Origin of the sequence: Bacillus sp. ME78, from assembly GCF_903970865.1 — a bacterium.
Classification (GTDB): Bacteria; Bacillota; Bacilli; order Bacillales; family Bacillaceae_G; genus Bacillus_A; species Bacillus_A cereus.
In genome coordinates this window covers 1-13,525 of sequence record NZ_CAJCKK010000004.1, presented here as the reverse complement: position 1 = coordinate 13,525, position 13,525 = coordinate 1, and the positions used below count along the sequence as shown (strand labels likewise).

The following is a 13,525-nucleotide window of genomic DNA, read 5'->3' as shown; positions in this document are numbered from 1 at the left end:
AAAATAATGAAAATACTTGTGGTTGATGATGAATCGAGTATTCGTAATTTGATTCGGATGCAGTTGGAGATGGAAGGTTATGAAGTATTGGCAGCGGCTGATGGGAGAGAAGCTTTAGAGCGATGGAATGAAGGGCCGGACGTATTGATTTTGGATGTTATGCTTCCGGATACGGATGGGTATGAGTTGCTTCGTTTGTTCCGTGAGAGGGATAGGGATATTCCGGTGCTTATGTTAACGGCAAAGAGTCAGATGAATGATAAGTTGCTTGGCTTGCAGCTTGGTGCTGATGATTATGTGACGAAGCCGTTTAATTATGCGGAGCTTATTCTTCGGGTTAAGAATATGGCGCGGCGTGTAAAGAAGACGGAGGCCGCTGTAAGTCATGAAGTAATTGAGGCTGGAGAGATAGTGATTTGTCCTAAGGAAAGAAAGGTACATGTGAGTGGACAAGAGATTCAGTTAACGTACCGAGAGTTTAATTTATGTCAGTTATTTGTTTCAAATCCACAGCGTGTGTTTATGAGGGATGAGTTACTTGAGAAAGTATGGGGATTTGAGTATATCGGAAATACGAGAGCAGTTGATATTATGGTGCAGAGACTTCGAAAGAAGATTGGGACGAGCGGAGAATATATTAAGACAATTTATGGCGTTGGCTATAAACTGGATTGTTAAGTGGTGATGGTATGTCTTTAAAGCGAAATATGGTGTTTGGAATAGTTGGGCTGTTAATTCCGATTTTTGTTCTTTTATATGCAGTTGTTTATATTACGTTAGAAAAGAATATGTATCATAACGCAGCAGATTCTTTAGAAAAGTTAAGTGTAGAAGCACAAATTTATACGATGAATTATTTAGAGAAGGAAGCAGAAGTGGATACGCTTGGTCCTAATTCACTTTTAATTGCGTCGTATTTAGCGAAGCGTATGGATGTCCGTGTGCAGATGATTGGGAAGAATGGCGATGTTGTTGCAGATACACAAAAAGGAGCATTGCTTCACCGTAACATCGACATTGAGAGTTCCTTGAAGGGGAAGAAGTCTTATGTTTTCGAGGAGGCGGATCCCGCTCCCATTCTTTTGTTTTCAAGCCCGGTTTATTATGGAAACGATGTCATTGGAAGTATTCGTTTTATAAATGAGTTAACGGGTGAGAAGGAAGTTTTAACAAATGTGAGCTGGACGTTCTTAATGACGTCTCTTTGTTTAGTAGCTACCGGTATTTTCTTTGCGATTCGTTTAGCGAAGTCTCTTCATAAACCAATTGATCAGTTGAGACAAATGGCACAGAGGCTCGCGAATGGTGATTATAAGAGTAAGATTGAGTTAAATGAGTACGTGGAAATCGCTCAGCTTTCAGCATCTTTTAATGCGATGGCCGATGGAATTGAGCTACATATTAAGCAATTGCAGGAGGAGAAAGAGAAGCAGAAAGATTTCCTAGACCGCATTACGCATGAGCTAAAAACACCGCTAACAGCAATTATCGGTTATGTTGATTTAATTCCGAAGTTACATTCGAAAGAAGATGTACAGGAAAGTCTTCGTTATGTGGCTGTGGAAAGTGAGCGTTTATTATCACTTGTAGAGGAACTGCTTAAGTCCTCGAAATATGGGACGAGTACGTTTGAAGTGTCTCCTACAGTTGTGAATATAAAGGAATTGGCAGAAGAAGCAGTTTCAATTGTGAAACCTCGCCTAAATCAATTTGAAATTGAAGTGATAAATGAGTTAACAGATGTACATGTTGTTGCGGATTTTGATAAGACAAAGCAAATTTTCTTAAATGTGCTTGATAATGCAATTAAGTATAGTGATGCTTCGCACATTCGTATGAATGTAATTGTAAATGAGCATGAGGCAAAGGTTTTTGTTCATGATGATGGGATCGGTATAGATGAAGTGGTGCTTACAGAGTGGAATGAGTCTCCGAAAGGAAAGGCACTTCCTTCTAGCTACGGGAATGGTTATGGTTTGTATATTTGTCAGGAGATTATGAATAAGCAGGGCGGGAGTATGCGGATTGAGAGTAGTGAAGAAATAGGTACGACAATATTCATTACATTTTTGCTTCCGAGAAGGATGGAAGACATAAAAAACTTGAAAGCGGTTAAATGATACATTTATGAAACAATTATGCGGTATTTTCGAAACAACGTTTTTTTATCTTGGAGGTAGGCAGAAATGAAAAGGCTATCATTTCAAATTCTTATGTTTGTCATTTGTATGATTGTTTCTCTTGTTTTGTTTTATGTAATGGAGAAGCAAATCTATAATCGAATCAACATTGTAAATGATAAACAAGCCGTTTTACAAAGGGTGAATGAATCTCTTCCAATTGAATTGAAAGTAAGACATGAAAAGTGGGGAGAAATTGTTGTAACGGATGAAGTTCGTTTGCATACGATTGTTTCATTCTTTGACCGAATTCGAATAGAGCCAGGGGACGTTAAGAGCCAAGAACAAGTATTTACTGGAGAAGTAACGTACTTGAATGGACATAAGCGTACTTTTGCAGTAGGTGACTTGTTCCAGTATGGGGAAAATATGTACGGAAAGAATGGCATGGATCCGATGATTTCAGCACTTCAAACGTATTTATTAAGCCTGTATTACACGCCAGAGCGTATTAGTGATTTCTTTGCTTCAGCAAAGGATGTGGTAGTACGTCAAGGTGATGTGGTACGTACTATCAATCTTACGCACATACTTGATTCTATTCGATACGCAAAGCAAATTACAGATTACGGAGAAATTCAGAAGTTATTACAATCGCAGAATGAACCGATTGCTTATATTACAGCTTATAAAACAGGTAAGCGCGTAAAAAATGATCGTGAAGATATTCTTACGATTTCTGTGTATCCATCGTACTTTGTTGTGCAATATCTCGGTGATAATAACGGTAATGTCATGTATATGAAAGGCTCTCTAGCAGAGTTATTCGTAAAGGAGAATGCGTCATGAGAAAGATAGCCTTTTTCTTCTTTTTGCTAGTAATTGGAGGAGCGATGTCTAGTTGCTCTCGAGATACAACCTCTATTAAATATAGTAAAAATGGTCTCCCTATTTTGGATGATCGTCATATTGTTGCGTATGTAGCGGCTCGTGAGGAAGTTGGTGAAGCGTTACTTTCATCATTTTGTAAGCCGCGCGGATGTACGTATGAATTTATTCGTCTTTCAACAGAAGAACTTCTTCGTAGAGTGGAAGAAGAAGCTGGAAATCCGAAGGCGGATATTATTATTGGCGGTACAGTAGATGCGCATCAAATGATGAAGCAAAAAAATCTTTCTATTCCTGTGATAAGCCAACATGCAAATCGTATTTCAAAAACTGTTAAAGATAAAGATGGTTATTGGTACGGTTATGAAGTGGAGAAGCTGGCAATTGCGATTAATAAAGAGCGGTGGAACGAGGAAATAGCGCCGCTCGGTCTCTCGTATCCATTAAGATGGAAAGATTTATTGAATCCAGTATATAAAGGAAAGATTGTCATGCCCGATCCAAATGTTTCAGGTACAGCATATACGTTTTTTCAATCACTTATTGATACATTAGGTGGAGAGGAAGCGAAGGAATATGTGAAGAATCTGGCAGAACAAGTTGGAGAAGTAACAGTGAATGGTTACATCCCAGCAGAACTTGTTGCGAGTGGTGAATATATGATAGGCATCAACTTTATGGGAGATCAGAGAATGCTTCAAAAACAAGGCTTTCCGATTTTAAGTAACGAACCTGAGCAAACAGGGTTATCCGTTAATGCGATTTCTAAACTAAAACGTGCACCGAGTGGTATTATTGCGGATTTATTTATTGATTATTGTTTATCAGAAGAATCGGGTCACATTTTAGAAAAAGTGTCGTTTGGCGTGCCAACGATGTTTGCGAAGAATGAGAAAGAAATAGAAGGACAGCCGGTTAGAAGGACGAACCAAAATATATCAAATAGCGGAATAATCGAGATATGGAATAGACAGCGTCTCTCTCTGAAGTGAGAAAAGGAGACGAAAATATATGTTTAAATGGCTCAAGCCAGCACCTGCAATTGAAAGATTGCCAGCGGATATGATCGACCGTGTATATCGATTACTACGTATTCGTGTGTTAATCGGGATTTCAGTTGGATATGCTGCTTATTATTTAGTTCGTAGTAACTTTACGTTATCAAGTACGTATTTAGTACAAGAATATGGTTTTAGTACAGCTGAAATTGGTCTACTAGGTTCAGTAATGGCAATTGTTTATGGATTTAGTAAGTTCTTTATGGGTAATTTATCAGATAAAGCTTTCGCCCAGCGCTTTATCGCAGTAGGTTTATTCTTATCAGGGCTTGTAAATATTTGTTTCGGCTTTGCATCATCATTTGGGATGATTGTTACATTACTTGTTGTTAACGGTATTGTACAAGGTATGGGAGCACCACCTTGTAGTATTGTTATGACGAAATGGTTCTCGAAGAAAGAACGCGGTACGAAAACAGGTCTTTGGAATATTTCACATAACGTTGGTGGAATGCTTGTGCCACCACTTGTCGGAATTGGTGTAGGTATTTTTGGTGAAAACCATTGGCAAGGCGGCGTGTTTATTTTCCCTGCAATTATCGCAATGGTAATTTCAGTTCTTGTTTGGATTAATGCGAAGGATACACCAGAATCTGAAGGTCTTCCTCCAATTGATGAGTATCGTAATGACTATGAAAATCTTGAAAAAGCAGATAATGCTAACAAGATGTCACCAAAAGAAATTTTAATGAAGTATGTAGTGAAAAATAAATTTGTATGGTTCTTATGTATTGCGAATGCTTTTGTTTATTTAATTCGTTTCGGTGTTATTAACTGGGTTCCACTTTATTTAACGACAGTTAAAGGATTTTCAAAAGCAGAAGCGCATGCGGCATATGCAATCTTTGAAGGTATGGCAATTCCAAGTTCATTAATCGTTGGTTTTTTAAGTGATAAATTATTTAAAGGAAAACGTATGCCATTATGTATTATTAGTATGGTTGGAGTTGTTATTGGTACGTTTATATATTGGCAAGCAACTAGCGTACTTGTTGTAAGTATTGCAGTTTCTATTATCGGTTGTTTAATTTATGTACCACAGTTCTTAATCGGTTTAAGTGCGATGGAATTAGTACCGAAATTTGCAGTAGGTACGACAGTTGGTATGTGTGGTCTATTCGGTTATGTAGGCGGAAGTCTTGTAGCTAACGCAGCAATTGGTGTTATTGTTGATCGCTCTGGCTGGGATGGTTGTTTCATCTTACTATTAACAGGTGCGGTTTTATCAACAATCTTCTTATTTATTGTTCAACGTGGACATGAGAGAAAAGATCCTAAAGTAGCGTAATATTTTGTTTGAAAAGCTATCCAATTGTGTGTGATTGGATAGCTTTTATATTAGAAAAAACAAACAGTATGTAAAATTGCAGTTTAATATATAAATGATTTTTGTTAATTAATATAATTTTTTTAGATTTAATAAACCAATTACGTACATAGTTAGACCGAAAAATCCGCCGCCACAGATGAAAATTACAACCTTAAATAAAGAAATAGAGATTTCTTCTGAGCCTACATAGGGAAGGATATAATTCATAAAAACAAACATTTGAAAGCCCCAAAGCACACCTGCTTTTAAGCCAGCTTTTCTTAATTTTTTCTTGTGTTGTAAATATTCTTCTTTTGTTGCACATTCAGTATCACTTAAACCTTTTTTCTTGAATTTAAAGGCTAAGTAATTAGCATAAATCATATTAGATAGAAAAATGAATATTGTCCCTATAGATATTGTGTGATTCATAGTATCAACAAGTAACATAATAAGCATTACCAACATATTTAACCACCACAAACCAATTCCAGCTACAGATAACTCTTTATTGATTTCTTGTTTTTGGTATTCATCTCTCTCACTTAGTGTTCCAACAAAACTATTATAAACTCTTTCTTTCCATTCAATTTTCATCATTTAATCTCCCTCCCAAAATAGACTATTTAAATCTGTTTTTAGTGCTTTTGCTAATTCGATACATAAGGCTAAAGAGGGGTTATATTTATTGTTTTCAATTAAATTTATTGTCTGTCTCGCTACGTTAACTTTTTTAGCTAATTCTAGCTGCGATAGACCTTCAGATTTTCGATATTGTTTAACGTTATTCAAATATAATCCTCCCATTGATGGTTGTAGACCTCGTTTACCGAAATGTCATTTATATGTGACATTTTATAATTGAATAGATGAAATGTCAAATATATATGACAAAATAGCGATGATACAATTAGGAAAATGATTTTAATGATTCATTTTGGCAAGAAGTTTGTTAATAAAGAATGGCTTCCATTCAATTAAAATTGCTCTTTTTCCTTTCCTTAAATCTATCTTAAAAGATATAATGTCATATTTCTAATCATTGGAATTTTTGTTACAATATAAATGGATGTGTAAAACTTTGTAAAAAGATTGTAATAATATACAATTTATTTTCAGAAAGTTTTATACAATTGTGGTATTTATTAAACTATTAATTTATAAAGGGAGAGAGAATATGTTACCAAATACGGTTCGTACTCCAAATAAGAAGAAGAAATGGATTATTATTGGGGTTATTGCACTAATTGTTATTGTAGCGGCGATTAATATTTTTGTTATGCAAGGTAAGAAGAAGGGTGCATCAACAACGTCTGATGCTGTAAGTTTTGAGAAAGTAACAGAACGTAAGCTGAATAATACGAAGTTAATTTCTGGTCAGGTGAAGCCTGGTAATATTGAAAGCTTCTATGCAGATCCGGCCAAAGGGAAAGTGAAAGATATTGAGGTAAAAGAAGGGCAAGAGGTAGAAAAAGGTACGAAGTTATTCTCTTATGACAATGAAGAGATTAACCTTCAAATGAAGCAAGCTGAGCTTGATCAGAAGATGGCGGATATGCGTTATGATCAAGGGAAAAAGAAGATTGATTCATTGAAGAAAGAAATTAAGAAGGCGAAAGATAGCGGAGCTGGGAAAGAAGTAACAGATCCAATGGACGAGCAAGTAAACGAGTTAGAGATAGGACAAAAAACAATTGACCTTGAGAAAGAAAAAGGAAAGTTGCAGAAAGAAGAGTTAAGTAAGAAGCAGAAAGAACTTACGATTTATAGTAATTTCGCTGGTGTTGTTCAAAAGTTAGATAAAGATGCGGCACAAAGCTCATCTCAAGCGTTAGGTGGTCAAGGAAAAGCGTTTTTACAAGTAGCTTCTAAAGACCCATTCCAAGTTCAAGGTACGTTAACTGAGCTTCAAAAGTCACAAATTCAAAAAGATCAAACATTCACTGTAACGGCAAAAGCAAATAATAAGAAGAAGTGGACAGGTAAGATTACAGAGGTAAGTGAGTTCCCAACAAGTGCAGAGATGGCGCAAGCTGGCGGCATGGGTGAAGCAACTCAAAATATGTCTCAATATACATATAAAGCAAGTCTTGATAGCCAAGATGGTTTATCTCCAGGTTACCACGTTTCTCTGCAAGTAAACTTAGAGAATAAAAAGATGATTGCTGTCCCAAGTAAGAGCATTGTAGCAAAAGGCGATGATGCATTTGTTTATGTTGAGGATAAAGGTAAGCTTCGTAAACAAAATGTGAAAAAAGGTTCTACTGATGGGGACTGGACAGAGGTTGTAGAAGGCGTAACAGTGGGGCAAAAGGTGGTTAAAAATCCTTCCGACGATGTGTATGACGGAATGGAAGTGAAAGAGAAATGATTACGTTAAATAATATTGCTAAAACGTATTATCAAGGAAAATTGGCAGTGCCGATTTTGCATGGTATTAGTTTAACAATTCAGAGCGGTGAGTTCGTTTCTATTATGGGACCGTCTGGTTCTGGTAAGTCAACGCTTATGAATATTATCGGTTGTTTAGATCGTCCAACAGAAGGCGAATATATGCTGAATGACGTGAATATCTTAACAGCAGACGAGTCAAAGCTTGCTTTAATTCGTAATGAATATATTGGCTTTGTATTTCAGCATTTTAATTTACTACCTCGTCTTTCCGCAGTGGAAAATGTTGAGCTTCCGCTCGTATATGGTGGCGTGAAGAAAGCGGAGCGTCGCAAGCGTGCTTTGGAGGCGTTAGGTAAAGTTGGATTGGCAGATCGCGTGCATCATTTACCAAATGAGTTATCAGGTGGACAGAAGCAGCGTGTAGCGATTGCAAGAGCGATTGCGAATAATCCAACGTTTATTATGGCCGATGAACCGACTGGTGCACTTGATACGAAGTCTGGTGAGCAAGTTATGGATATTTTTACGAAGCTTAATGCAGAAGGCACTACAATCGTCATGGTTACGCATGAAGAGGAAGTAGCAGCTTATTCTTCCCGCCGCATTGTACTGCGAGACGGGAAAGTTACAGAAGATAGAAGGTGTGCGGTATGAGTTTACTAGATAGTATAAAAATTGCCCTATCTTCTATTTTAGCTCATAAATTACGTTCAGCTCTTACGATGCTCGGTATTATTATCGGGGTAGGTTCGATTATTACGGTCGTTGCAATCGGGCAAGGCGGGGAAGCTGCATTGAAATCGCAGTTTGTTGGGGCAGGTAATCAAACGGTTCCGATTCATTATAGTGCAGATATAAACGATCCTTTCGGTATGGGAATGGTAGAAGCACCGAAGATAACTGAAGAAGACATTTTTGAAATTAAAAAAATTCCAGAAATCGCACATGTGGTAACAACAAATTCAACCATGGAACCACTTGATATTGAAGATAAAAAAGAAATGGTGAGTATTACTGGATTAGATAGTGAGTACTTTGCAGTAAATAAAGTAAAGTTGTTAAAGGGACGTTCTTTACAAGAATCAGATGTGGATCAAGGTAATAACGTTGTTATGATTAGTAAACAAATGGAAGAAAAGGTGTTTAAGGATACCAATCCAGTCGGTAAAATTATTGAAATGAAAGGTCAACCGATGCAAATTATTGGTGTCTACAAATCAGATAATGAGTTTATGGGAATGGGACCATCAGAAGCGCTAGTTCCAATTTCATTATGGCCGACACTGTATGGAAAAGATGAAATTCAAAATATTTCTGTTCAAGCAAAAAATGTAGATAATCTAGAAAAAGCAGGTAAAAAAGCTGCAGATGTTTTAAATAGTCGTAAACCAACTGATGCAACTGGTAAATATGAAGTTATGAATTTAAAAGAAATTCAAGAAGGTATTTCGAAGATGACCGGTATTATGACAATGATCATCGGTGGTATCGCTGGTATTTCATTAGTCGTTGGTGGAATTGGTGTTATGAACATCATGCTTGTATCTGTAACGGAGCGTACGCGTGAAATTGGTGTACGTAAAGCACTTGGAGCAACGCGTAGTAAAATTTTATTACAGTTTTTAATTGAAGCAGTTATGTTAACACTTCTAGGTGGTTTAATCGGAATTGGTCTTGGGTATGGCGGAGCATATATCGTTTCTACATTCGCAAAATGGCCACCACTCGTTTCATGGGAAGTTGTCGTTGGAGGCGTACTGTTCTCGATGACACTTGGTATTATTTTCGGATTAATTCCAGCGAACAAAGCTGCGAAATTAGATCCAATTGAAGCATTGCGTTATGAATAATTAATAGTGTAGTAGAACTACACATTACCGTTCTAGTGGGCGGTTCGTAGCCTCTTGCGTGAGGAAGTGAACCGCCCGTTAGAACGGGTTATATAAATAGAAGGAGGCGTTATAATGGAAGCGAATATTAATACGCAAGATGTAGTTTCAAAAAAGCCATCATTATTTGGAATGATTACTTCTCCAGGTGAGCAGTTTGAGAGAATGAAGACGAGTAATGCAGTTTGGGGTGCATTTTGGCTACTTGTTTTAATAGCTGGGCTTGTTGGGGGATTTGCTGCTTATGTATATTCTCTAACACCTGAAGCAATTAAGCTTAATAAGGAATTAGGTGTTACTGTTTCAGCTGCAATGACATATGGTATGGGATTTGGAATAATTGCTATTAGTATGGCATTTGTCTTTCTACTTAGTGCTGTGGTGTATAAAGTGTTAATGGTATTTATAAGCAATGATACTTCTTTTAAAAAGTTATTAGCGATTACTGTATATTCAAGTGTTATTTCATTACTAGGTTTATTAATAAATACGATTTTAGCATATATTTTAGGTGGATCAGGTCAAGAAATGTACACTGGCCTAGAGCCAATCTTTGCTTCAAGTAGTGGTGTTGTAAAAGGCATTGTAAGTAAATTTGAAGTGTTTACAATCTGGGGATATGCAGTTACATGGCTAGGTCTTCAAATTACAGCAGGTTTAACTAAAAAGCAGGCAACAATTATTACTATTGTTTTCTTTGTTTTAACTCTTGGAATGGGAGCTTTACAAGGTATGTTCCAATAAGGAAATAAAATAAAAAAGGTGACTCTTCAAGAGAGTCACCTTTTTTATTTTTACCCTTACTTCAAATACCGCCAACAAAATTTCAAATACTACATAGTGTAATTTCAAATTCCGTCGGTAGTATTTGAAATTACTCACAGTGAAATCTTTTCTTTATTTTTATATTGTGAAGGTACCGCGGAATACTAGAAAGGTATACCTTTTAGAAACGGGTACTGTGTGAAGCCAGCGACTTTTAAAGAGGCAGTTGTTTTGTATGAAGGGATGATTGTAAATCAAATAAAGAAATTAGGTATTCGTAAAGATTATGAAGAGTATTATCAATGTGGTTTAATTGGTCTTTGGTATGCGTATGAAAGATTTGATGCAAAGAAGGGGTGTTTCCCTGCATATGCAGTTGTAACGGTGCGTGGTTATATATTAGAAAGATTGAAGAAAGAATCTACTGTACAAGAAAGATGTGTATGTGTAGGAGAGTATGAGGACATCTTTCATTTTGAAGATGTTGAAATGAGAGTGAAGGATTTTATGAGTGTGTTAGACGAGAAGGAGAAATATATTATTTTTGAACGTTTTTTTGTAGGGAAGACGATGGGAGAAATCGCTTTAGAGACGGAAATGACATATTATCAAGTAAGATGGATGTATCGGCAAGCACTCGAGAAAATGCGAGATAGTGTAAGAGGATAAAAATAGCAAATAGAATGGAAGGTAAGGAAATACTACCTTCCATTCTATTTGTTATTAAGGTGATGAATCTTGCATGTTCATTTGGGATAATACATATCCAGCTTTCCATAATTGCTGACTTAGCTTATGGGAACTAATTTGTATCGTTACGGTAGCTCCGTTTGAAAAATGAATTTTAGCTCGTTTAGCTTTTTGGAAAAACTCTATTGTATGAACATGTTTAAAGAAAAGCCAAATACAATTTGGAGAAGCAGGAGATTCTGTTGGGAAAGCACAAATATATTCTCTATGATTGATCGGAATTGGAACGTTTTGTTTAAATTTAAATTTTGTTTTTACGGCATTACGTCTCCCTTGATAAGTAGAATGAATATTTGTTAGACAAGATTTCTGTATAAGTTGGAGAGCAGTTTGACAGGAGTAAAGATGGTTCCCGCTACTGTCGATAATTTTTGTACGGTAATAAGGGTGTTTACATGGTTCAAGCATCATTGTAGAACTAGAAATAAAAATGTTGTTTTCATTATCCATAATTCTATATCCTCCCTTATAATTTTCATTCTGAATATAATTATATATAAATTAAGTAAATTGATTGTTAATATTCTATTTCATATTGTAAATTTTGGCTATTCGTTTACAATCAATAGGTGATAGTCTTTCTAATTTGCATCGCTTGTACATATATATGAAAATAGAAAAGAGTAGGCGGTGATATAGTATGAAGAAAAAGTATATTATTATGGCTTTAGTTGTCATTCTCCTAGTATATTTAGCAAACAGCAATCCGAGTAAAGGAGAATATACAGAATGGGCAGCGAAGCAGTTTATGAAGCGTAATGATGTGAGTAAGAAGCTAGATGAAGTTCAAAAAGAGAATGAAGAGGGTCTCCTTGGCGACTTGGCATCGGCCGGTAAAAAGTTAGCGAAAAAGTATGTTGAGCCACAAGTTGGATTATTAATTGATCATTATACGAAGCGAAATGATTATATATTCTTCTCAACATATACGACTGAGTTTGATATAGGTGAAGAACATTATAAGTACGTATGCGTCGGTTTTTCAAAGATTTTTATTCCGATTGAAATGCCGAAGAAAAAAGACGAATCTGCAAAATGATGCAGATTCGTCTTTTTCATTTTATAGAGTAATTGGAACTTCAGATACATTTTTTTCTACAAGGCGAGCTCCCTTTTTTCTTGTATTTTCATCAATGGATGAAAATACAGATGAGGCAAGGATTGTATCCATTACTTGATTTACGACTTGTGCATCGATTGGTGTGATGGGCGTATCGATAGAAAAAACGACTGTTTTTCCATCTTCTTTCGCGAAAATTAACTCTAGTACTTGCATGTGTTATTCCCTCCTTTGTATTTATCCCGCTATTTACGGGACTCGGGTCTACCGGTTAAATTGCGGTCTAATAATCAGAGGGGATGAATAAGATCCCCTCTGATCCGAGTTTTACTTTATAGTTTAGAAAGATCTGATGTGCTTACAAGTTGGACAGCGTGAAGTGATGATGCTTGTAAGGAAGCGAGAGCATGAGCTACGTTGTGTACTTGATCTAAGCTCGCATTTGTTTTAACACGTTTAAATTGTTTGCTCTTGAAAACTGTTTTGCCGTTCTTATCTAATCCGTTGTTTAAGACTAGACGTAAAGTTAAATCCATTACGATTGTTTCAATTGCCATGTGTATCACCTCCTTTCACTTTATAAATAGGGTACAAATGTCATGTTTTGGCGTGAAATTTTTTCTTTTTTTTGGTACCCTTAAAAGATTAAGAGAGGAGAATTCTGGATAATGAATCGTAAATGGTTATTTTGGATTCCTGTATTACTATGGATGGGGCTGATTTTCTATTCTTCGGCACAACCATATAAAAAGCAGGATATGCGTTCAGATATTGAACAATATGTAAATGTTGAATTCGTGAAAGAGCATTTTTCATGGGTATCTATCGATTATGGTGGAGGAACCCCTGTTAGTATTGCGAATAAAGGTGTAGGCGGATTTATTGAGTTTTTCCTTCGTAAAGGTGCTCATTTTATGGTGTTCTTTATGCTAGGTTCATTGATTTATTACGCTTTTCATCGATCAGGTCATTCGAGGAAAAGATGTTTTATATATGCCCTTCTTTTCGTTGCAGGTTATGCAACATTTGATGAAATCCATCAATGGTATACGGGGGACCGTACACCAATGTGGCAAGATTCATTGCTTGATACGTGCGGCGGATTAACCGGGATTATAATAAGTAATTGGTTTTGGAATAGAAAAAAGAGCTAATCTCATTTCGAGATTGAAGTGACCCCTAAAAGTTAGACACGGTTATTTCATTAGGCAGCTTGATAAAAGTGAGTCCGGTATTGTACCGGGCTCATTTTTAATTTTGCCTTAATCCGTTTCGTATTATAATAATCTATA

The 13,525-nt window shown here is 36.3% G+C and carries 18 protein-coding genes; 12 read left to right on the top strand and 6 right to left on the bottom strand.

Annotated elements, in window-relative coordinates; translation table 11 throughout:
* The first annotated feature begins 6 nt into the window (after positions 1-6).
* The 5 genes from H6481_RS07150 to H6481_RS07130 all read left to right on the top strand — a co-directional run bounded on the left by H6481_RS07150 (position 7) and on the right by H6481_RS07130 (position 5,354).
* Positions 7-678: a response regulator transcription factor gene (locus H6481_RS07150; protein WP_098618574.1), complete on the top strand. Its 672-nt coding sequence runs from the start codon at positions 7-9 to the stop codon at positions 676-678.
* An 11-nt stretch (positions 679-689) separates the two neighbouring features.
* Positions 690-2,120 carry a HAMP domain-containing sensor histidine kinase gene (locus H6481_RS07145; RefSeq protein WP_182811305.1) on the top strand — a complete coding sequence of 477 codons (1,431 nt, stop codon included), beginning with the start codon at positions 690-692 and terminating at the stop codon, positions 2,118-2,120.
* A 66-nt stretch (positions 2,121-2,186) separates the two neighbouring features.
* Positions 2,187-2,969 carry a DUF3919 family protein gene (locus tag H6481_RS07140; RefSeq protein ID WP_182811302.1) on the top strand — a complete coding sequence of 261 codons (783 nt, stop codon included), beginning with the start codon at positions 2,187-2,189 and terminating at the stop codon, positions 2,967-2,969.
* The gene (locus H6481_RS07135; RefSeq protein ID WP_182811299.1) at positions 2,966-4,000 is read left to right on the top strand and encodes an ABC transporter substrate-binding protein; all 1,035 of its coding nucleotides are present in this window, start codon (positions 2,966-2,968) and stop codon (positions 3,998-4,000) included. The genes H6481_RS07140 and H6481_RS07135 overlap by 4 nt, the downstream gene beginning before the upstream one ends.
* 19 nt (positions 4,001-4,019) lie before the next feature.
* On the top strand, positions 4,020-5,354 hold the full coding sequence (locus H6481_RS07130) for an MFS transporter (protein ID WP_000477603.1): 1,335 nt from the start codon (positions 4,020-4,022) through the stop codon (positions 5,352-5,354).
* Between the two features lie 108 nt (positions 5,355-5,462).
* Here H6481_RS07130 and H6481_RS07125 read toward each other — a convergent pair whose 3' ends face one another.
* Positions 5,463-5,975, bottom strand: a complete 513-nt coding sequence (locus H6481_RS07125; protein WP_000975591.1) for a DUF3278 domain-containing protein — start codon at positions 5,973-5,975, stop codon at positions 5,463-5,465.
* Complete coding sequence (locus H6481_RS07120) at positions 5,976-6,167, bottom strand: helix-turn-helix transcriptional regulator (protein ID WP_001067016.1); 192 nt, start codon at positions 6,165-6,167, stop codon at positions 5,976-5,978.
* A gap of 385 nt (positions 6,168-6,552) precedes the next feature.
* Between H6481_RS07120 and H6481_RS07115 the strand changes: the two genes are divergently transcribed.
* The 5 genes from H6481_RS07115 (at position 6,553) to H6481_RS07095 (ending at position 11,092) form a co-directional block, all read left to right on the top strand.
* Positions 6,553-7,746, top strand: a complete 1,194-nt coding sequence (locus H6481_RS07115) for a biotin/lipoyl-binding protein (protein WP_098381922.1) — start codon at positions 6,553-6,555, stop codon at positions 7,744-7,746.
* The gene (locus tag H6481_RS07110; RefSeq protein ID WP_000631624.1) at positions 7,743-8,423 is read left to right on the top strand and encodes an ABC transporter ATP-binding protein; all 681 of its coding nucleotides are present in this window, start codon (positions 7,743-7,745) and stop codon (positions 8,421-8,423) included. The genes H6481_RS07115 and H6481_RS07110 overlap by 4 nt, the downstream gene beginning before the upstream one ends.
* Complete coding sequence (locus H6481_RS07105) at positions 8,420-9,619, top strand: ABC transporter permease (RefSeq protein WP_006922891.1); 1,200 nt, start codon at positions 8,420-8,422, stop codon at positions 9,617-9,619. Before H6481_RS07110 ends, H6481_RS07105 begins: the two co-directional genes overlap by 4 nt.
* Positions 9,620-9,733: 114 nt before the next feature.
* Positions 9,734-10,402, top strand: a complete 669-nt coding sequence (locus H6481_RS07100) for a Yip1 family protein (protein WP_182811296.1) — start codon at positions 9,734-9,736, stop codon at positions 10,400-10,402.
* 219 nt (positions 10,403-10,621) lie between these two features.
* Entirely contained in the window at positions 10,622-11,092 is a 471-nt protein-coding gene (locus tag H6481_RS07095; protein ID WP_098640632.1) for a sigma-70 family RNA polymerase sigma factor, read from the top strand.
* Positions 11,093-11,146: 54 nt separating this feature from the next.
* On the opposite strand, the gene H6481_RS07090 is transcribed toward H6481_RS07095, so the two are convergent.
* Positions 11,147-11,623 carry a competence protein ComK gene (locus tag H6481_RS07090; RefSeq protein WP_000368314.1) on the bottom strand — a complete coding sequence of 159 codons (477 nt, stop codon included), beginning with the start codon at positions 11,621-11,623 and terminating at the stop codon, positions 11,147-11,149.
* Positions 11,624-11,813: 190 nt separating this feature from the next.
* Here H6481_RS07090 and H6481_RS07085 point away from each other — a divergent pair, with 190 nt between their 5' ends.
* Positions 11,814-12,212, top strand: a complete 399-nt coding sequence (locus H6481_RS07085; protein ID WP_000731400.1) for a DUF4359 domain-containing protein — start codon at positions 11,814-11,816, stop codon at positions 12,210-12,212.
* 21 nt (positions 12,213-12,233) lie between these two features.
* Here H6481_RS07085 and H6481_RS07080 read toward each other — a convergent pair whose 3' ends face one another.
* Positions 12,234-12,449, bottom strand: a complete 216-nt coding sequence (locus tag H6481_RS07080) for a DUF2922 domain-containing protein (RefSeq protein ID WP_001197593.1) — start codon at positions 12,447-12,449, stop codon at positions 12,234-12,236.
* Positions 12,450-12,565: 116 nt separating this feature from the next.
* Positions 12,566-12,790 carry a DUF1659 domain-containing protein gene (locus H6481_RS07075; protein ID WP_063549091.1) on the bottom strand — a complete coding sequence of 75 codons (225 nt, stop codon included), beginning with the start codon at positions 12,788-12,790 and terminating at the stop codon, positions 12,566-12,568.
* A 111-nt stretch (positions 12,791-12,901) separates the two neighbouring features.
* Between H6481_RS07075 and H6481_RS07070 the strand changes: the two genes are divergently transcribed.
* Positions 12,902-13,387, top strand: coding sequence for a VanZ family protein (locus H6481_RS07070; protein WP_023523524.1), 486 nt, complete (start codon positions 12,902-12,904; stop codon positions 13,385-13,387).
* Positions 13,388-13,437: 50 nt separating this feature from the next.
* On the opposite strand, the gene H6481_RS07065 is transcribed toward H6481_RS07070, so the two are convergent.
* Positions 13,438-13,525, bottom strand: an 88-nt coding sequence (locus H6481_RS07065; RefSeq protein WP_139358419.1) for an IS3 family transposase, incomplete at its 5' end; no start/stop codon positions are given.

What these genes read in the sequence shown, in the direction of transcription:
- H6481_RS07145 (WP_182811305.1), top strand. Translation starts at nt 690, where the DNA reads ATGTCTTTAAAGCGAAATATGGTGTTTGGAATAGTTGGGCTGTTAATT.
- H6481_RS07075 (WP_063549091.1), bottom strand. Translation starts at nt 12,790, where the DNA reads ATGGCAATTGAAACAATCGTAATGGATTTAACTTTACGTCTAGTCTTA.
- H6481_RS07130 (WP_000477603.1), top strand. Translation starts at nt 4,020, where the DNA reads ATGTTTAAATGGCTCAAGCCAGCACCTGCAATTGAAAGATTGCCAGCG.
- H6481_RS07090 (WP_000368314.1), bottom strand. Translation starts at nt 11,623, where the DNA reads ATGGATAATGAAAACAACATTTTTATTTCTAGTTCTACAATGATGCTT.
- H6481_RS07070 (WP_023523524.1), top strand. Translation starts at nt 12,902, where the DNA reads ATGAATCGTAAATGGTTATTTTGGATTCCTGTATTACTATGGATGGGG.
- H6481_RS07115 (WP_098381922.1), top strand. Translation starts at nt 6,553, where the DNA reads ATGTTACCAAATACGGTTCGTACTCCAAATAAGAAGAAGAAATGGATT.
- H6481_RS07140 (WP_182811302.1), top strand. Translation starts at nt 2,187, where the DNA reads ATGAAAAGGCTATCATTTCAAATTCTTATGTTTGTCATTTGTATGATT.
- H6481_RS07135 (WP_182811299.1), top strand. Translation starts at nt 2,966, where the DNA reads ATGAGAAAGATAGCCTTTTTCTTCTTTTTGCTAGTAATTGGAGGAGCG.
- H6481_RS07125 (WP_000975591.1), bottom strand. Translation starts at nt 5,975, where the DNA reads ATGATGAAAATTGAATGGAAAGAAAGAGTTTATAATAGTTTTGTTGGA.
- H6481_RS07110 (WP_000631624.1), top strand. Translation starts at nt 7,743, where the DNA reads ATGATTACGTTAAATAATATTGCTAAAACGTATTATCAAGGAAAATTG.
- H6481_RS07085 (WP_000731400.1), top strand. Translation starts at nt 11,814, where the DNA reads ATGAAGAAAAAGTATATTATTATGGCTTTAGTTGTCATTCTCCTAGTA.
- H6481_RS07105 (WP_006922891.1), top strand. Translation starts at nt 8,420, where the DNA reads ATGAGTTTACTAGATAGTATAAAAATTGCCCTATCTTCTATTTTAGCT.
- H6481_RS07080 (WP_001197593.1), bottom strand. Translation starts at nt 12,449, where the DNA reads ATGCAAGTACTAGAGTTAATTTTCGCGAAAGAAGATGGAAAAACAGTC.
- H6481_RS07150 (WP_098618574.1), top strand. Translation starts at nt 7, where the DNA reads ATGAAAATACTTGTGGTTGATGATGAATCGAGTATTCGTAATTTGATT.
- H6481_RS07100 (WP_182811296.1), top strand. Translation starts at nt 9,734, where the DNA reads ATGGAAGCGAATATTAATACGCAAGATGTAGTTTCAAAAAAGCCATCA.